The organism is Pantoea sp. X-Soil-TKNS-1207, from assembly GCF_059730485.1.
On record NZ_AP035960.1, the window covers coordinates 232,383 to 252,983 of the forward strand.

Below are 20,601 nucleotides of genomic sequence, written 5' to 3' on the forward strand. Positions count from 1 at the left end.
GTGCCGCGAGATTAACGTTGGCGTTGATGGCGACGGCGCTGCCGGGCCTGTAAACGGGCGTCCGCCTGCGGCTGGCTGGCATCCGCCGTTGCCGCGCCGCTGGCGCGCAGCCGCGCGGCCAGTGCCTGCGGAGAAGCGGCATCAAACAGCGTGACCAGCGGGAAACTGATGCTGAGCGCCGCCTGCAACTGCTGGCGCAGGCGAATCAGATGCAGTGAGGTTGCGCCCGCTTCAAAGAAGTTACGTTCTGGCGCCACCGTGGTTTCCCCGGTGATCTGCTGTAACAGCTGGCAGATCAGTTGGATCAACCCGGCATCGGCCTCCGCGTCCAGCGGCGTGGCGACTGGCGCCGTCGGGATGACGGCGGCCGGGGTCGCCGCCTGCCAGGCGGGCAGCCATTGAGCGGCATCCTGTTGCCAGGCCTGCGCGTCATCCGCCAGACGTTGCAGCAGTTGGTGATAATGGTGGAACATGCTGGCGGTCAGCCCCGCCGGGAACAGCGCATCAACGCAGTCCCAGCTGAACACCAGCGCGCCGTGGCGCTCCACCACCTGATGGTCGATCCACACCTGCGGCGTCTGACTGACGCTCCAGCCAAACTCACCCAGCCAGTCAGCAGCCACGCTGGCGTCGCTGCCGCTGGCCTCCACCCCCAGACCGCTGGTGAACACCACCGGCATCGCCATGGCAGCGACCTGGCCCAGACGACGGGCGGCCTCGCGTAGCACGCGCACCGCCGACACCGCGTCGTGGCTGAGGTCGTTACCCAGCTGCTGCTGAATGGCCTGCGCCTGTTGCAGGAAACCGGTCGGGTTTCGGTAATCACAGGCCAGCAGGCTGAGCGAGGTGAAGTCACCGACCAGCGCGCCGATCTGCGGGTGCAGTTCAGGACGCTGGAACAGCGTCAGGTTTAGGGTGAAGTCGCGCGCCGCGCTCCAGTTGGCGAGCACATACCCCCAGGCAGTAAGCAGCAGCGCATTGGCGGTGATCCCGGCTTTGCTGGCCTGCTGACGCAGCTGCTGCCAGGCCTGCGGGGCCAGCTCGGCCTGGTAACGGGTAAAGTGCGGCGTGACGTCCTGCGCGGCAGCCTGCTGGATCGGCAGCTGCGGCGCACGCGGCAGGGTATCGATACGCGACAGCCAGTAATCCAGCGCGCGTTGCCAGCGGGGATGCTGTTGCCACTGCGGCTGCGCCATCACGTAATCACGGAAGCTGAGGGCCAGCGCGGGCAGCTGGTGCTGCGGCTGACGCGCCAGCAGCGCCCATTCGCTCAGCAACATCACCATCGAACGGCCATCGCAGATCAGGTTGTCGAGGCTGACGCACAGCCGCAGACGGTTATCCGCCAGCTGTCCGGCACGCAGGGTAAACATCGGCCACTGCGTGGTGTCGTGCACTTCGTGGGCGAGGCTGTCGCGCACCGCGTTTTCCCATGCCTGGCGTTGATCGGCAGAGGCGTGACGCAGATCGTCACAGGCGATGGCATAGTCCGGCACCTGCGGCAGAATGCGCTGATAACCCTGTTCATCTATCACCGCGCGCAGCATGTCATGCCGCGTCACCAGCCGTTGCCACGCCTGTTCCAGCGCCGCATGGCTGAGATCCGCCACCTCAATTTCCACATACAGATGGGTTGCCACGCCGCTTAACGGCAGGCCGCTCTGGCGGCCAATCCAGTAAGCCTGCTGCACATCGGTCAGCGGGAAGGGTTGCTCACGCTGGGCAAGGTCGATCGGCAAGGTCAGCGGCAGTTCTTCGCCCTGCTGAGCGGCGGCCACGCAGGCGGCAAACTCAGCAAAACGCGCGGCGACAAACAGGTCGCGCAACGCCACCTGGCGCTGCATCCGATGACGCACTTTTTCCACCAGGCGCACCGCCATCAGGCTATCGCCGCCCGCTTCAAAGAAGTGGGTCTGCGCCGACGGCCATTGACCGCCCAGCAGCTCGCTCCAGATCTCCGCCAGCGTGGCGTCATCGCCCTGCCAGCGGGTGCGTTCCCCCGTCAGCGGCTGGGCTTTGCTCTGCGGACGCGGCAGCGCGGCGCGCGCCACTTTGCCGGTCGGCGACAGTGGCAACGCCGTCAGACAGAAGAACTGCTGCGGGATCATATAGCCCGGCAGATGCTGGCGCAGCGCCTCCGCCAGTTGCGCCGGGCGGAACTGCCAGACGGTGGCGGGCATCTGCGCCATCACCAGATGGAAACCGCTTTCTCCGGCATCGCCGCTCAGGGTTTCGCTGCTGACAAAGCCTTGCTGCTGGCAGAGCTGCTGCCATTGCGCGGCGCTGAGCAACGGCAGGCCGCTGACGGCGCGCAGGTCGTCAAAGTGACTGTAGCCACCCTCCAGCAGCGCGACGGTCGCCAGCTGGAACGGGCTGTTGCGCGTCATCTCTGCCGCCCACAGGCTGCCGCCGGGCAGCAGCAGCGTCTGGATACGCTGCAACAGCTGCGGCAGGTTGCCGCTGCGATGCAGCGCGTTGAAAGCGATCACCACATCGACCCGTGGCACTTCGCTCAGCAGCGGCTGTTCGAGGTTGAGGGTGCTGAATTGATAGCGATGCTGCGCTGTCTCCCCGAGACGACGCTGCGCCTGCTGCACCAGCAGCGGCGAGGCATCGCTGAAGTGATATTCCAGCGCCATATCGTCCAGGGCGGTTAACAACGCCTGGCTGGCGACGCCGCTGCGGCCGCCCATTTCGAGGATACGCGGCGCACGCCCCAGACGCTGCGCCAGCGCGCGGATGGCGGCCGCCAGCGCCGTAATTAACGCATCGTTAAGCGGATGCGCGCGCGTCAGCTGCTCCGGCGATAAACGGTCATCATCGCTGTAGAACAGCTCCAGCGCGCTGATCTCGCCGCGCAGCACGCGCAGACGATCGGCCGCGCTGTGTTGCAGGCGCGTTACCGCTTCAGCGGGCAGATGGCAGGCAGCCGCCCGCGCCTGTAACGTCGCCCAGTCGGGCAGCGGCTCGCTCAGCAGACTTTGCCAGCGAGGCAGCAGGGCGCTGAATTCGGCTGCCGGTGCCAGCGGGGCGTCACCGGCGGCGGCGAACACATCCGCCACCGCGCGCTGGCCCAGCTGGTCGATCAACTGCCAGAAGTCCGCCAGCGCCGCAGCGGACGCCGTGGCATGGAGTGGCCGCTGCGCCTGGGCGATCACCTCGCGCCATGCTGCGGGCGTCAGATCGGCGTGCAGCGCTTCATGCGCCTCGCGCGCCTGCGGCTGCAACACCAGCCAGGCCGCCAGCCGTTTCTCGCCACGCGCATCGCCAACGGTATCGACCACGGCTTCCTTCACCGCCGCCTGCTGCAACAACACCGCTTCGATTTCACCCAGTTCGATGCGGTTACCGGCGATTTTGACCTGGAAGTCGCGACGGCCGAGAAACTCCAGCGTTCCGTCCGGCCAGTAGCGCGCCAGATCGCCGGTGCGATACAGACGCTGGTTGTTGTGCTGAATAAAACTTTCGGCGGTGCGCAGCGCATCGTTCTCATACCCCAGCGCCACGCCGATGCCGGAAATATAGAGATCGCCGGTGACATAATCGGGACGGTCGCGCAATGCCGCGTCCAGTACGTGATATGCCTGGTTGGTGAGCGGATAGCCGTAAGGAATGGCGCTCCAGTTCTCGCCGATCGCCTCCACCTGATACCAGTTGGACCAGATAGAGGCTTCGGTCGCACCGCCCATCGCCACCAGTCGCGCCTGCGCCGCGCATTCGCGCAGCCGTTGCGGCAGGGTGAGCGGTATCCAGTCGCCGCTGAGGAACACGTTACGCAGCGACGGCAGCGGTTGCTGGTGATGCGCGGCTTCGCTCAGCAGCAAATCAAGCAGCGCAGGCACCGAGTTCCAGACGCTGACCTGCTCCTGTTGCAGCCAGGCTAACCAGCGTTCCGGATTGCGGATCGCCTCCGCTTCCGGCAGCACCAGCGTGGCGCCCGCCGCGAAAGTGCCAAACAGGTCGTAGACCGCGAGGTCAAACCACAGCGACGACAGACCAAAGATCGTATCCTCTGCGCCGACCGCAAAACGGCGGTTGACGTCCAGCACCGTGTTCACCGCACCGCGATGATCGATCAGCACCCCTTTGGGCGTACCGGTGGAGCCGGAGGTGTAAATCACGTAGGCGGCATCGTCAGGCTGATGCTGACTCGCCCGTACGCTGTCGGAGCAGACCGGCGCGGCGGCATCCACCACCACGCAGCGGGCGAAGGCGCTGAAGGTGGCGCGATGCTCCGCCTGCACCAGCAGCAGGCGAATCTGGCTGCCCGCCAGAATCGTTTCCAGACGCCGCACTGGCGTCTCATCCGACAGCGGCACCCAGGCCGCGCCCAGCGACTGAATCGCCAGACAGGCGGCAACCTGCGCCGCGCCTTTGTGCATCACAATCGCCACGCGATCGCCGCGCTGGACGCCCAGCTGATCCAGCTGTTCGGCGATCCCCTGGCTCCAGCGTGCCAGCTGCTGATAGGACCAGCGGCCTTCGGCGCTGATCAGCGCCATGGCATCCGGTGTGCGCTCTGCCTGGCGGAAGAACAACCCGTCGAGCGTCTGATCGCTGATCGGCTGCGCCGTGGCGTTGATCTGCTGACGCACCGCGCGCTGGGTCGGCGGCAACAGCGCGGGCAGCGGGGCGCTCCACAGCGTGGTTTCACTGGCCAGCTGCGCCAGCAGCTGCGCGTAGGCGCTGAACATCGCGTCGGCAACGCCGGGCAGGAACAGGTCGTCGATGATGTCCCAGTTGTACACCAGCGCGCCGTCCTGCTCGCTCGCCTGATGATCCAGCCACACCTGCGGCGTCTGGCTCAGGCCATAACGGATTTCGCCCAGCGGGCTTTCCGGCGCCCCTTTGGTGGGATCGTTGACCCCGAGCTGGCTGGTGAACACCACCGGCATACTGATCAGCGCCTGCTGCTCACGGCCACGGTTCCATTCGCGCAGCACGTCCACCGCGCTGAACTGACGATGTTGCAGACTTTCCAGCACCTCGGCATTCACCTGCGCCGCATGGCGGGCAAAGCTCAGGCTGGGATCGTTGTCCAGCGCCAGCAGGGTCACGGCGGTGAAATCACCGACCATGCGTTGGACATCGTCATGACCGGCCAGACGATCAAAGATGGTCAGATTGAGGCAGAACTGCGGCTCACTGCTCCAGCTCGCCAGCACCTGAGAGAAGGCGGCGATCAGCAGCGAAGCCGGGGTGATGCCATGCTGCGCCGCGCGCTCGCGGAGCCGCTGCCACTGCGCGGCGGCCAGCGTCTGCTGACGGCGGCTGAAGCGCGGGTGGATCTGCATCAGGCGGTCGCTTTGCAGCGGCAGCTGCGGCGCGCCGGGCAGCGTGGGCAGGCGTTGCAGCCAGTAGTCACGATCCTGCTGCCACTGGGTCAGGCGCGCACCTGTTCGCGTCTGGCGAGCCAGCACGTAGTCGCGGAAGCTAATGTCAAACGGTTGCAGCCCGGCACGGGCGCTATCGCCCCCGGCGGTATACAGCGCCACCAGCTCCTGCCACAGCAGCTGGCTGCTGGTGGCGTCGTTGATCAACATATCGATGCTGATATACAGCCGACTGCCACCCTGCGGCAGCAGCGCCACGCGCAGATCAAACAGCGGCCAGCGATCGGTCGGCAGCACCTGATGCGACAGCGTGTCGCGCCACGCATGGCTATGCCGATCCGCCTCGGCCGGGGAGCGATCGCGCAGATCGGCGAGCTGAATCCGGTACGGCGGCAGATCGCTCAGCACCCGTTGCTGCCCGCTCTCCTCAATAATCAGGCGCAGCGCATCGTGGCGGCCAATCAGCTGGTTCCAGCAACGCTCCAGCAGCGCGACATCAAGCGGCTCCGGCGCGTCGGCCTCCAGATAGGCATGGCAGGCCACGCCGCCTAACGCGTAGTGATCCTGACGGCCGATCCAGTAGGCGTATTGCAGCTCGGTCAGCGGGAAGGGCGCATAACGGTTGGCGGCATCGTGTTGCAGGCTGATGCCGTCAGCGGCAAACGGCGTCGGCGCGACCGCGTGGGGCAGCTGGGTTTGCAGATAATGCACCAGCCGCGCCGGGGTGCTGTGTTCAAACAGCGCCTTCAGTTCGCAGCGGATACCCAGCTGGGTTTCACAGCGGCGGGCAAAATCCATCACCAGAATCGAATCCATACCCAGCGCCAGCAGTTCGGCGTCCGGCTCAATCGCCTGCGGCGACATACGCAGCGTGCGCGCCAGTTCGCTGCGCACGAAGGTTTCGATCAGATGCTGCTGCTCAGTCTCCGACAGGCTGGCGAGCTGGCTGATATCGGGAGCGTCTGCCACCGGCGCGACGCTCGCCTGTTGCGCCAGGCAGCGGCTGAACAGATGCACCGGATGGTAAAGACCAAACATCGGCACAAATTTCGCCCAGTCCACCTCGGCGGCCAGCCAGACCGCAGCCTGAGCGCTGGCGCGCGCTCCGGCGGCAAACAGCTGGTCAAGGGTAGCGATATAGCGGCCCGGCGACTGGCGATAGATCCCCGCCATGCGCAGATAATGCAGCAGGGAGGCGTCCACTTCGGACATGCCAGCGCCACCGCTCCACGGCCCCCAGGAAACGCTCATGCCCGGCAGGCCGAGATGACGGCGCTGGCGCATCAGCGCATCCTGCCACGCATTGGCGGCGCCGTAGTGAATTTGCAGACGGCTGCCCCACACCCCGGCAATCGAGGTGAAGCAGACAAACCAGCGATGGGCGCGCTGACGCGTGGCGCTATCGAGCAGCGCGGTGCCGCGCATTTTCGCAGCGGTGACAGCGTGGTAATCCTCTTCGCTGATGCTTTCCAGCGGGTTGAAACGGCCCACCCCGGCGCAGTGGAACACGCCTGCCAGCGGACGATCCAGCGCGTCGATGCGCGCAAACAGCGCATCAACCTGCTGAGGCTGGCTGATGTCCGCTTCGATGCAGCAAATCTCCACCCCGCGTGCGCGCAGCCAGTTCAGCCACGGCTGCCAGTGCGAACCCGGCGCTTTGCGCCCCGACAGCACCAGATGGCGTGCGCCGTTACGCACCAGCCACTCGCTGATATGGCGGCCTAACGCGCCCCAGGCACCCACCACCAACAGGGTTTCCTGCTCATCAATGCGGAACGGCTGGTCGGCGGCCAGTTGTTCCGCAGGCACCGGCGTCAGGCAGGGGCGCAGCCAGCGGCCGTCGCGCAGCATCAGCGCATCTTCCTCTCCGAAGCTGGCGCTGGCCTGATGCAGTGCCGCCACCCGCTGGGCGGCGCTGGCGCTTTTTTCCACATCCAGCAGCAACCATTTGCAGGCCGGATATTCAATCGCCAGCGCGCGGGCCGCTCCCCAGACGGCGGCCTGATCCGGCTGACAACCGGCATTGCCGCAGTCCTGCGCCTCTTCACTCAGCACCAGCAGACGCAACGAGGCGTTGTGCTGCTGCACCTGTTTGAGGGTGGCAATCAGCGGCCAGACATCATCCCCTGGCAGATACACCGCCACGTCGCCATCGCGCCAGTTTTCCAGCAGTTGCGCGGTGCTGGCGCACCAGCTGGCGTTGAGCTGCTGTGCGGCGAACGCCGCCAGTAGCGGCGTGGAGCAGGACGCTGCACCAAACAGCCAGTAACGGCTGTTGTGCCGGGTATTCTCCGCCAGCGTCAGTGTTTCCCATTGCTGCACATAGAGCGGTACCGGCTCGGCCCGACTCTGCGTCGGCTGCGGTTGCAACGGCAGCGGTTCGCGCGGGGCATCGCCGTCATATTCCAGCCACCAGGTCTGACGATGGAAGGCATAACGCGGCAGCTGGCGCGCCGCCAGCGGTGCGGCGGCAAAGGCGGCGGCCTGCGGGTGATCCCAGTTGAAATCGACCCCGTGCAGGTAGAGGGTTTGCATCGCCTCGCGCAGGGTGGCGATCTCATCCGCGCCACGGCGCAGGCTGCCAAGCGGGGTCACCGGATGCGGCGCGGGTTGCTGCAACAGATGACGCTGCGCCAGCGCGGTAAGAATGCTGTGCGGACCGATTTCCAGCAGCAGGTCGCACTGGGCGGCCATCTGATCGAGCGCCTGCCAGAAGCGCACCGGCTGACGCGCATGATCGCGCCAGTAATCCGCATCAGGCGCGGCGGTCAGCGCGGCGCCGGTCAGGGTCGAGATGAACGGGATACGCGGCGCGCGGCAGTTTAGCGTCGCGCAGGCCTGGTGCCAGTCGCTGAGCATTGGCTCCAGCAGCGGCGAGTGGAAGGCATGGGAAACCTGCAACGGCCGCGCGCTGATACCGGCCTCTTCCAGCTGCTGGCGCAGCGTCTCCAGCAGCGCCGCATCACCGGCGATCACCGTGTCATCCATGCCGTTAAGCGCCGCCAGCGATAAGCGGTCAGCCGGGAAGGCGGCAAGATAGTGGGCGCAGCGCCCGGCATCGAGCCGCACTGCCAGCATCCCGCCACCCGCCGGCAACGCCTGCATCAGGCGGGCGCGGGTGACAATCAGGCGCGCGGCATCATCCAGCGTCCAGCCACCGGCGATCACCATCGCGGCAAATTCCCCAATCGAATGGCCCGCCACCGCCACCGGCGTGACGCCATAGGTTTGCCACAGGCGCGCCAGCGCGTAGCCAATGGCGAACAGCGCGGGCTGAGTCCAGGCGGTTTGATGGATGCCGCCCCAGTCCGGATCGTGCAGACGGGCAAGCAATGATTCGCCCAGCCAGGGGGACAGCGCGGCGTCGGCATCATCCAGCGCCTGGCGGAACGCCGGTTCCACGGCATACAGCTGGCGCGACATCCCGGCGTATTGCGCGCCCTGGCCGGTAAATAGCAGACCGACGCGCGGTGCGCGGGTGACGCTTTCGGCGGCGCTGGCGTGGGCCAGACGCTCACGCAGTTCGGCGCTGTCGCGCGCGACCAGCGCGATACGCAGCGGATGGTGCTCACGCTGACGTGCCAGGCTGGCCGCCACGGCATTCAGCGGCAGCGCCACATCCAGCTGTGCGCACCACTGCTGGCGCAGGGCGTCCAGCGCTTCGGCGGAGCGCGCCGAGAACAGGCACAGCTGTGGCAGCCCATCAGCGACAGGCGCAGCGGTCGCCTTTTCCGGAGCCTGCTCCAGAATGATGTGCGACAGGGTACCGGCAAAGCCATAGGAGGTGACGCCGGCGCGACGCGGTGCCGCGCGCTGCGGCCAGGGTTGGCTGACCCTGGGGATCGCCGCCGGAATTTTTTCCAGATCGATCAGCGGATTGAGCTGCTTCAGCCCGGCGTGGGGCGGAATGATGCCTTTTTCCAGCGCCAGAATGGTTTTCACCAGACCTGACGCGCCCGCCGCCGCTTCCAGATGGCCGATGTTGGTTTTCACCGATCCCAGCCACAGCGGCGCGGCGGCCTGGCGTCCGTTGAACACCGCAGCCACCGACTGATATTCAATCGGATCGCCGAGGCGGGTACCGGTGCCGTGCAGTTCCAGATAATCAATATCGTCCGGGCGCAGACTGGCGCGCTTCAGCACCCGCTGCAATAAGCGGCGCTGCGCCTCGCCGTTCGGCGCGGAGAGGCTGCTGCTGGCGCCATCCTGACGCACCAGGCTGCCACGGATCACCGCGCGGATGGCATCGCCATCCGCCTGCGCCTGGGACAGCGGCTTCAGCAGGAAGGCGACACAGCCCTCGCCACGCACGTATCCATCTGCGGCGGCATCAAAGGTTTTACAATGCCCATCCGCCGCCAGCATCCCGGCTTTATGCAGCACCTCATCCACTTCCGGCAGCAGTTGCAGCTTAACGCCAGCCACCATGGCCATATCGCATTCGCCGAGGCGCAGCGCCTGACACGCCATATGCAGCGCGCTGTGCGAGGAGGAGCAGGCGGTATCGACCGCCACCGACGGGCCTTCCCAGCCGTAGAAATAGGAGATGCGCCCGCAGGCGGCGGCGAACGAGTTGCCGGTGCCGTAGTAGGCATCAAGGTGGCTGCTGTCGCCGGTGATAAACGGCAGGTGCGCGTAGTCACCGGTGCCGATACCGACATACACGCCCACATCCGCGCCGCGCAACGTCGCCGGACGCAGCCCGGCATCTTCCAGCGTATGCCAGCTCACCTCCAGCAACATACGCTGCTGTGGATCGGTGTTGATGGCTTCACGCGGCGACAGGCCGAAGAAGGCCGCATCAAAGTCTGCCGGGTTGTTCAGATAGGCGCCAAAGCCGGGGATAGTGTCGCTGCGGCGGAAACGCTCGGCGGGCATCGGACGGATAGCCGACTGGCCGCGCGCCAGCAACTGCCAGAAGGCGTCGTCATCCTGCGCCTCTGCGCCGTCCGCGCCGGGCAGACGAAACGCCATGCCGATAATGGCGATCGGTTCATCCTGCGCACTGCGACGAGTGACATCGTCACTTTCGGTCGTTCCCGCCAGCTGACCGGTTATGCGTTCAGCCAGCGCCTGGGCGCTCGGGGCGTCGTAGAGATCGCTTTCGTGCAGCGTCACCGCGTAGTGCTGACGGATTTGCGCCAGCAAAGAGGTCGCGCCGAGGGAGTCCAGTCCGTAGCTGAACAGCGAACGTTGCGGATCGATATGGCGCGCGGCCACATTGCCCAGCAACGCCGCGACCTGCTGGCTTAACCAGCGGGTGACCGCATCCTGCGGTGGCGCCCCGGCTGGCGTCGCCGCCTGGGGATCGGGCAGCAGGGCGTGCAGCTGCTGCTGAAGAAACGCCTCGCGCATGGCGCGACGGCGAACTTTGCCACTGGTGGTTCGCAGCAAGGTACCTTTGCGGATCGGCACAATGCGCCAGGCGTTGAGCTGATGCTGTTCGGCGATGCGCTGACGCACCGCATCCACCAGCGCGGCAAGTTCCGGCCCGCTGGCTCGCTGGCACTCCAGCACCAGCACCAGCCGTTCATCGGCGTTGTCGTCGGCAGGCAGCGCAAAGGCCGCCGCGCCATCGGCGATCGCCAGCGCATGAGCCGCGACCGCGCTGGCTTCGATGTCATTGGGGTAATGACATTCGCCGCGCACGATAATTACGTCTTTCAGGCGGCCGGTGATAAACAGCTGACCCTGGTGCACAAAACCGAGGTCGCCGGTCCGCAGCCAGTGACGATCGCTGCCGCTGACGGTGGCCTGAAACGTTTGCTGCGTCTCCAGCTCGCGCTGCCAGTAGCCGCTGGCGACGGCAGGGCCGCTCAGCCAGATCTCACCCACTTCATCATCGGCACAGAAACGCCCGGCCTCCGGTTCGACGATACGCAACAGCTGCGGACCAAAATCGTTGCCGCAGCCGACGTAACGCCGGGTGTTGCCTGCCGGGGCGCTGGCGATATTAACCTGGTTAGCCAGCAACGCTTCGGTGTCGAGGTCGAGGAACACCGGCTCCGGGGCGCGGTTGCCTGCGGCGATCAGCGTCGCTTCGGCCAGGCCATAGGAGGGTTTTAACGCGTCGAGGCGCAGTCCGCAGGGAGAGAAACGCTGCCAGAAACGCATCAGCTGCTGGGCCGAAACCGGTTCCGCCGAAGGCACCAGACTGCGGATGCGGCTGAGATCCAGCGCGGCGAGACGTTCGGGTTGTTGATCGGCCGCATCACAGCAGCGTTGCAGAGCAAAATTGGGGCAGGGCAGCACCGTCGCGCGGTATTCACTCGCCAACTCCAGCCAGCGCAGCGGATCCTGCACAAAGGCCATCGGCGGCAGGTAAACTGCGGTGTTGCCGTACACCAGCGGGGACAGGATCCCCATGATCAGGCCCATGTCGTGGTAGAGCGGCAGCCAGCTGGCCACCACGCAATCCTCATCGGGCAGCGTCAGGCAGGTGAGAAACGTCAGATTAGCCATCAGGTTGGCGTGGCGGTTAATCACCCCTTTCGGCTGACCGGTCGAACCTGAGGTGTATTGCAGGAAAGCGATGGTCTCGCCATCAATCGGCGGCGCGATAAACGCGGATGCAGTTTCCCCTGCCGCATCGGTCAGCAGGCAGCGTAGCTGGTATTTTTCTGAAAATGCGCTGAGGGATTCCCCCGACTGCGCAACGATATCGCTGCCGGTCAGGATCAGCTGCGGCTGGCAGTCACTGGCAATGGCATCCAGCTTGCTCAGCACGCGCTTCACGCGCGCGGCGCCGGACAGATTGACCGGTACGGCGATGATCCCGGCGTACAGGCAGCCCAGCAGCGAGATCACATAATCGATCCCGGAAGGGTGCAGGATCAGCGCGGTGCTGCCCGGCGCCGCCTGGTGTTGCAGACGTGCTGCGAGATGATGCGCTCCCTGCGCGACTTCGGCAAAAGTCAGCGTCTGACACTGACCCTCAAGAGAGAGAAAACGTAGTGCAGGCCGATCGGGCGTATGTGTTGCGTGATGATCGATCGCTGCGGTAAGCGTACCCCAACCTAAGTTGCTCTGGCGTTGCTCAGCCATTTTTACCTCAAACCGTTAAGCACCTGTTAATTATTTCGCTCACGTCATTCCAGTAAAATTCACTACCCTGCAAAGTCATTCGGATTAAAAACGCACAAAGTGCGTAAAGACATCATTAATTGTGTTGAATTCGTGTACAAATTTCATTTGCAACCGTAAATACAATGATTATCATTTGCAATATTATTCTCAACAAATTCACAATTTGCATAAGACGAACTAATTAAAACCCTGAAAATGTGGTGGTTTTTTGATCACATTGCCAATTACGCATCGGAGCCAGGATGAACGGGGAAAGAATTGAGAAACAACGGGTGCTGGCGCACCTGGAAACGCTGATCCACGCGGGGGAGTTCGCCGCACTCACGCTGCATGATGCCGGGACACCGGCAGCCTGCCCGGTCCGCCAGCGGGTGCGTCATCACGCCAGACGACACACGCAGGCCGTGAGTTCGCGCCTTGAGCAGCTGGCGCGGCGTAAGCAGTCGCCGCAGGAAGAGTGGCAGCATGTGGATATCACCAATGCCCTGGCGCGCCAGCGTCTCAGCCAGCCCGGCTTTGACCTGGTGCTGTTGCCCGCGCCGCCTGCCGACCCGCAGCTGTGGTGCGAACTGCTGAAACCCGGTGGTTTTCTGTTGTGCGACAGTGACAGCGACTGGCTGTGCTGGCGCGCGGCGCAGGGCAGCAGCGCGTTTCCCCTTACCGATATCCAGCACGCCTACTGGATTGGCCGCACCCGCACCCTGGCGCTGGGTGGCGTAAGCTGCCATGTCTGTTTTGAATGGCATCTGAACGATTTTGATCTGGTCCGTTTTGAACAGGCGTGGAATCGGGTGATTACGCGTCATGCGATGATGCGCGCCTGCGTCAATGACGACGGATTGCAGCACATTCTGCCGGAGGTACCGTGGTACAGCATCGCGGTGAGCGACTGGCGCGACCTCGCCGCCGGGCAGCAGGAACAACGTTTGCAGGAGAAACGTCACCAGCTGAGCGAGCAGGTGCTGGATGCCAGCCGCTGGCCGTTGTTTGATCTCCAGGCCACCCGCATCAGCGACCAGCAAACCCTGATCCACCTCGACCTCGATCTGCTGACTTTCGACGTGCAGAGTTTCCACATCGTGCTGGCGGAGCTGGAGCGCAATTATCATCACCCCGAACGCCAGCTGCCCGCGCTGAGCTGGACCTTCCGCGATTATCAGCTCGCCGAAGCGCAGGACAAACTGTCGCTGGCCTGGCGGCAGGATCGCGACTGGTGGCTGGCGCGGCTGGAGGCCATTCCCGCCGCGCCGGTGCTGCCGCTGGCGTGCCAGCCGGATACGCTGGCGCAGCCGCAGTTCCGCCGCCTGCAACGTCGGGTGGATGCGCAACGCTGGCAGCAACTGACGCAGTTAGCCGCCCAGGCGGGCGTCACCCCCTCGGCGATGCTGCTGGCCGCGTTTAGCGAAGTGCTGACCGGCTGGGCGGAGTCGCCGCACTTTACCCTCAACCTCACCCATTTCAATCGCCATCCGTGGCATCCCGACGTCGCGGAGATGGTGGGCGATTTTACCGCCGTGCTGCTGCTCAGCATTGACTGTGCCCAGCCGCTGGCCTTTGCCGAGCGCGCCCGGCATATTCAGCAAAATCTGCGTGAACGCCTGGCGCACAGCCGCTTTGGCGGCATCGATTTGCTGCGCGAGAAAGCGAAGCAGCAGGGGCAGAACCAGATGGCGATGATGCCGGTGGTGTTCACCAGCCTGCTGGGCATGGATCTCGACCGGCTGGTCGAGGGGGCCGATCTGCTGGGCGAACCGGCGTGGCTGTATACCGCGACGCCGCAGGTATGGCTCGATCACCAGGTGATGGTGCGTAAAGGGACGCTGGAGTACAACTGGATCGTTATCGACAACCTGTTCCCGCCGGGCATGATGGATATGATGTTCCGCGTCTATGGCGAGCTGCTCGACGCCCTGTGCGACGCGGCACGCTGGCAGCAGCCGATTGCGTCGCTGCTGACGCCGGAACACGCCCGCGTGCGTCGGCAGGTCAACGCCACGGCGCAACCCTTCGCGCTCGCGCCGCTGCACGCCGGGTTCTTCCGTCAGGCACAGCGTCAGCCGCAGGCGATTGCGCTGATCACCCCGCAGCGCACCCTGCGCTATGGCGAACTGGCGCAGCAGGCATTGCAGGTTGCGGCGGCACTCGCGCCGCTGGCGGTGGACAACCAGCCGGTGGTGGTATCCCTGCCGAAAGGCGCCGATCAAATCATCGCGGCGCTGGGCGTGATGGCTGCGGGGGCGATCCTCGTGCCTGCCGCGCATGACTGGCCGCGCGGCAGACTTGATGAGGTGATCAGCCACTCGCAGGCGCGCGCGCTGATCGCGCAGGGCGGCGATGCCGCCGTGCCGCTGCTGACGCTGGCGGATCTGCCTGCGCCGCAGCCCGATCCACGGCTGCCGCCGCTCGATCGGCTGGCCTATATCATCTACACCTCTGGCTCCACCGGCAAACCGAAAGGGGTGGCGATGCAGCACGGCGCCACCGCCAATACCCTCGCGGATCTGATCGATCGTCTGCAACTCAACGCCGATGATCGGGTGTTTGGTCTCTCTGCCCTCAGCTTCGATCTGGCTATTTTTGATCTGTTTGCCACCCTCAGCGTCGGCGCGGCGCTGGTGCTGCCCGCCAGCGAGGCACAGCGCGATCCCGCCGCGTGGCTGGCGCAGTTAACGCAGCATCAGGTCAGCATCTGGAACTCCGTACCGGCACTGATGGCGATGCTGGCGGAACAGGCAGGCGCACAAACCTTACCGGCGCTACGCGCGGTGATGTTATCCGGTGACTGGTTCCGCCGCGACCTGGCCCAGCGCATCCCGCAGCTGGCACCCCATGCGCAGGTGATCGCGCTGGGTGGCGCGACCGAAGCGGCGATCTGGTCCAACGCTTTCGTGGTTGCACCGGGCGAGGCCGACTGGCAGGCGGTGCCTTACGGCTATCCGCTGGCGAATCAGCGCTATTACGTGCTGGATGCCCAGGGGCGCGACCGTCCGGCGGGCGTCGCCGGGGATCTCTGCATCGCCGGCGACGGTCTGGCTCAGGGCTACTGGCGCGATGAGGCGCGCAGCGTGGAGGCCTTTGTCTGGTCCGATCGTCTGCAACAACGCCTGTATCGCACCGGGGATATCGCCCGCTATGACGCGCAGGGTTGCATTGAATTCCTTGGTCGGCGCGATGCCCAGGTCAAACTCAATGGTTATCGCATCGAGCTGGGGGAAATTGAACAGACGCTGCTGGCGAGCGGCGCGCTGAGCCATGCCGCCGTGGCTATCACGCAGCGCGCATCCGGTGCCGCCCAGTTGCTCGCCTGGGCCGTGCCGCTGGCCACCGCAGATCAGGCCGGGACGGCAGACTTGCGGCGGACGGGCGCTGAAGCCGCCGAGTCGCTACCGCCTGCCGAAGAGAGGGCCTCGCTGGCGGCTTTCCAGGTTGAGAGCGAAGCCATTGCGCCATTGATGATGTGGCAGCTGCTGCTGCAACTGGAATTTGTCGCGCCAGAAGGCTGGCTGATTGACCCGGCGCGCCAGCGTGCCGGGATCGATGCGCGTTTTATGCGTTTGCTGCACCAGTGGCACCATCTGCTGGAAGAGGAAGGCATGATTGAGCAGCGGGGCGAGCGCTGGTTTGCCAGTGACTGCGCCCCGGATGCCCTGGCGTTGGCACAGCACATTGATGACGGCAAAATTCGTCTCAGACGTTGTCTCGCCTGGCAATCGCAGGGCGAGACGTTCCTGAACTGGCTGTTTGCCAGCCAGCAGGCGATGGGCGAGGTGTTGCGTGAACCACGGCTCGCCAGCAGCCTGCTGTTCCCGGACGGCGACAGTTCGGCGTCGGAGGCGCTGTATCAACGCAATATGCTGGCCGATTACCTCGGGCAGATCGCCGCCGCGCTGCTGGTGGCGGCAGTGCGCGACGAGGCGCAGCCTCAGGTGCTGGAGATCGGCGCAGGGATTGGCGGCCTGACGGCCAGCACCTTACCCGCCTTTGCGGCCGCCACCGACGGCCACTATTTCCATACCGATGTCAGCCCGTGGTTTACCCGCTACGCCGAACAACGCTTTGGCGATGTGGCCGCGCTGCGCACCGGCCGTTATGACATCAATCTGACGCTCGACGAACAACCCTGGCAGGCGGCGCAGTTCCATGCGGTGCTGGCGGCCAACGTGCTGCATAACGCGCATCAGATCGATCGCACCCTGGCCGATATCTGGCGACTGCTCAAACCCGGCGGATCGCTGATTTTACTTGAGGCGACTCAGGATAAGGCGTTGCAGTGGGTCACGGCAGCGGCGGTGCTGGAACATGCGGCCGGGGGCGAGGCGCAGCATGGCTCACCGCTGCTGGCGACCCGCGCCTGGCAGGACGCGTTGCAGCGCAACGGATTTGAGTTAGTGGATTGCTGGCCGCAGGCCGATACGCCGCTGGCCTTCACCGGGCAGCAGGTGTTTATGGCACGGCGTCCGGCCCAGGCGATGGATGCCGCCGCGTTAACCCAGCTGATCGGCCAGACGCTGCCGCGCTATATGCTGCCCGATCACCTGATGTTTGTTCCGCGCATCCCGCTCAGCCCGAACGGCAAGCGGGCGCTGCATGAATTGCCGCACCCGGCCAGCCACCGCCAGGCTGACGCACCGCCAGCCACCACGCCGCTGAGCGAGGCGGAAACCCAGCTGGCCGCGGTGTGGCAGTCGCTGCTGCACTGCGGAGCTATCGGCGCGGAGCAGGATTTCTTCCGTAGCGGCGGCGACAGCCTGCTGGCGACCCAGCTGAGCACGCGCCTGAGCCAGCACTACGGCAAGAAGGTGCCGATTGGTCTGATCTTCTCGCACAGCAGCCTGCGTGTCATGGCGCAGGCGCTGGCGGCATTGCCGGACCAGCGCCTGTCACATCCGCTGGTGGCGCTGAATGAGGCCGGTGCGAAGGCGCTGATCTGTCTGCACGCCAGCGACGGCGACAGCGCGCCCTGGAGCCGTGTGGCCGCGCGTCTGCCTGAGGTGCAGTGCGTCGGGATTCAGGCCGCCGGGTTGCGGGCCGGAGAGCGCGCGCTGCATGATATTCAGGCGCAGGCGAATCGCGCGCTGACAGCGCTGCGCGCTCAGGGCTTTGCGGCGCCCTGGCATTTTGCTGGCTGGTCAATGGGCGCTTTTCTTGCCATCGAAATGGCATGGCAGGCGCAACAGGCGGGAGACGCGATCGCCTCGCTGACGCTGGTCGATCCGGTGCCGCAGGCAGCGATGCACGCCTGTGCCGCCAGCGAGTATGCGCTCTGGCAGTCGATGGCGGATAAATCGCTGCACGCCTCGCTGGCAAGTTTCGCTGGGCTGGATAACGCCGAGCGTCTGACATGGTGGCGTAAAGTCCTGCCCGCGACGTTGCAGGGCGACGACAGCACGCTGCAACGCATGATCGATCTGGTGCGCGCCAATGTGCAGGCGATGTGCAGCGCGCCGGTGCGTCGGCTGGAGGGGGTTGTACCGCTGATCCTCGCCGCCGAAACGCGTGCCGCTGAATGGGGCGATCGCTTTGACTGGCTCACGCCGCTGTTCCCGCAGGGCAGCACGGTCCGCCTGATTCCCGGCAGCACCCACTGGACCATTCTGGCGCGTCCAGCCACGGTTGATGCGCTGCATACCCGTTTTACCGGAGGTTCATTTGAGTCGTGATGCGCAGGGAGGCCAGAAGCGCCGTCTTTTTTCGTTCTATTTGCTGGTGATGGTGGCGATTGCGCTGATTCTTCTGCTGTGGTGGTGGTTCGCCTGGCGTGGCAACGAAACGACCGATGATGCCTTTGTTGATGGACATATCGCGCAGATCTCGCCACAGGTGGCCGGGCGGGTGATCGCCATTGCGGTACAGGATAACCAGCAGGTAAAGCAGGGCGATCTGCTGATGGTGCTGGATGGCCGGGATTATCAGGCGGCGTTGCAGAAGGTGATCGCCACGCGTGACGTGGATGCGGCCAATCTGGAGCAGGCGAAGGCGGCTATCACCGCCTGCATCGCCACACTGGCGCAGGATCGTGCCAATATCCTGCTGGCGGAGGCCAATCTGGCGCGCGATCGCAAGGAGCATCTGCGTTATCTCAATTCCGGCAAGGCGGTGACCGCCAGCGATCTCGACAGCAAAGCCGCCAGCGAGAAAACCAGCGCGGCGTCGCTGCTGGCGGCGCAAAAAGCAGCGGATTACAGCCAGGCGGAGCTGGATAAAGCCAGGGCGGCGCTGACGGCGGCCCAGGCCACGGTGCAGCAGGATGACGCCAGCGTGGCTGCCGCGCAGCTGAATTTGAGCTACACGCGGATTTATGCGCCGTTCGACGGCTACGTCACGCGCCGCGATGCGGAAATGGGCAACTACATGGCGGCGGGCAGCGTGGCGATGCGTCTGGTCTCGACGCACATGTGGGTCACCGCCAATTTTAAAGAAAACCAGCTGCAACATATGCGTCCGGGGCAGCCGGTGACGGTGCGGGTGGATGCGCTGCCTGATCACGATTTTACGGCGCGGATCGAGAGTATGCAGCGCGCCACCGGATCGGTGTTTACTCTGCTGCCCGCCGAAAATGCCACCGGCAACTACGTCAAAATCGTGCAGCGCATCCCGGTGAGGATCGTGTTTGACCCGCCGCTAAGCGCAACGGATCGCCTCTCGCCGGGGATGTCTGTGGTGCCGGTCGTCCATGTCCGTTGAGGTGTTGCCGCGTTCGGCGGCAGGAGGGCGCAATCCCTGGCTCGTGGCCTGTGTCGCTTCGATCGCCACCTTTATGGAGGTGCTGGATACCACCGTGGCCAGTGTCTCGCTGTGGCATATCGCCGCCAGTATGGGCGTCAGCTATCAGGAAGCGCTCTGGGTGATCACCAGCTATCTGGTGGCCAATGCCCTGATCCTGCCGATGAGCGGCTGGCTGGCCAACTGGTTTGGCCGCAAGCGTTACTATATGGGCAGCGTGGCGCTGTTTACGCTGGCGTCGCTGATGTGCAGCCTTGCCCCTTCGCTGGAGTGGCTGCTGGTGGCGCGCGTGTTGCAGGGTATTGGCGGCGGTGGGTTAGCGCCGGTGGAACAATCGATGCTGGTGGATTCGTTTAGCGCCAGAATGCGTCCCAAAGCCTTTGCCCTGTATGGCGTCACCGTGTTGTTTGCCCCCGCTATCGGGCCACTGATTGGCGGGATCATCACCGATGCGCTGAGCTGGCACTGGGTCTTTTTGATCAACGTTCCCGTAGGCGTGTTGTCGCTGATCCTGTGCCATACCTTTATCGACGAACCCCCGTTGCTGCGCGAAGAGCGCCAGCAGCGCCGGGCGCGCGGCTTCCAGCTGGACTGGCAGGGACTGCTGCTGGTGATCATCGGTTTCGCCGCGCTGCAACTCTGTATTGATCGCTTTGAGCTGTACGACGGCTTTGACTCTCCGTTTATTATCACCAGCGCGCTGATCGCCCTGGCCTGCCTTACGTTCCTGCCGCTGTGGGAGTGGTTTCACCCGGCGCCGGTGCTGGATGTGCGGCTGTTTCGCTACCGTAATTTCTCCCTCGGCGCGGCGCTGATGTTTCTGGTGGGATTGCTGGTCGTCAGCACTACGCAGTTATTGCCGCAGATGACCCAGGAGTTAATGGGGTACGACGCCTGGACCGCCGGTCTGACCCTGGGCGCGGGAGGCCTGTTTATTCTGCTGTCGATGATGGTCACCGGGATCGTCGCCAGCCGCGTGCAGCGTCAGCACTGGCTCATCGTGATCGGGCTGGTGATGAGTGGCCTATCCCTCTGGCACTTTTCCAGCCTGACGTTGCAGGTGGATTTCGCCACCCTGATGTGGGCGCGCGTGCTGCAAATGATCGGTATCCCGCTGATATTGATCCCGGTCGCCTCGCTCTCCTATCTCGGTCTGCCACCGGAGAAAAGCAGTGAAGCCTCGGCGATCTCCACCCTGCTGCGCAATCTGGGGGGCAGCATCGGGATTGCCTGGGTTGCCAATGCGCTGCATCAGCGCAGCCATCTCCATTATGCACGGCTGGGCGAAACGGCAACGCCGGGTAGCGCGGTCTCGCTGGATGCGCTGGGCAAGGCGGCGTGGAGTCAGGCGAATTTTCTGGCTTACCTGGATATTTACTGGGTGCTGGGCGGACTGGGATTGCTGCTGTGCTGGCTGCCGCTGTTATTCCGGGTGCCTGAGGGCCAGGCATAAAGGCCC

Annotated in this window: 4 protein-coding genes; 3 read left to right on the top strand and 1 reads right to left on the bottom strand. The window is 64.9% G+C overall.

Going from position 1 to position 20,601, the window contains the following annotated elements; all coding sequences use genetic code 11:
- Positions 1 to 11 precede the first annotated feature (11 nt).
- Entirely contained in the window at positions 12 to 12,377 is a 12,366-nt protein-coding gene (locus AC6I8V_RS24395) for an amino acid adenylation domain-containing protein (protein WP_497846977.1), read from the bottom strand.
- Positions 12,378 to 12,661: 284 nt separating this feature from the next.
- On the opposite strand from AC6I8V_RS24395, the gene AC6I8V_RS24400 reads away from it, so the two are divergent.
- Genes AC6I8V_RS24400 through AC6I8V_RS24410 form a run of 3 tightly spaced genes read left to right on the top strand, consistent with a single transcriptional unit; the run spans position 12,662 to position 20,595 of the window.
- Positions 12,662 to 18,079: a non-ribosomal peptide synthetase gene (locus AC6I8V_RS24400; protein WP_497846978.1), complete on the top strand. Its 5,418-nt coding sequence runs from the start codon at positions 12,662 to 12,664 to the stop codon at positions 18,077 to 18,079.
- The gene (locus AC6I8V_RS24405) at positions 18,069 to 19,103 is read left to right on the top strand and encodes an HlyD family secretion protein (RefSeq protein WP_497846979.1); all 1,035 of its coding nucleotides are present in this window, start codon (positions 18,069 to 18,071) and stop codon (positions 19,101 to 19,103) included. Before AC6I8V_RS24400 ends, AC6I8V_RS24405 begins: the two co-directional genes overlap by 11 nt.
- Positions 19,093 to 20,595 carry a DHA2 family efflux MFS transporter permease subunit gene (locus AC6I8V_RS24410; protein ID WP_497846980.1) on the top strand — a complete coding sequence of 501 codons (1,503 nt, stop codon included), beginning with the start codon at positions 19,093 to 19,095 and terminating at the stop codon, positions 20,593 to 20,595. The genes AC6I8V_RS24405 and AC6I8V_RS24410 overlap by 11 nt, the downstream gene beginning before the upstream one ends.
- Positions 20,596 to 20,601 lie beyond the last annotated feature (6 nt).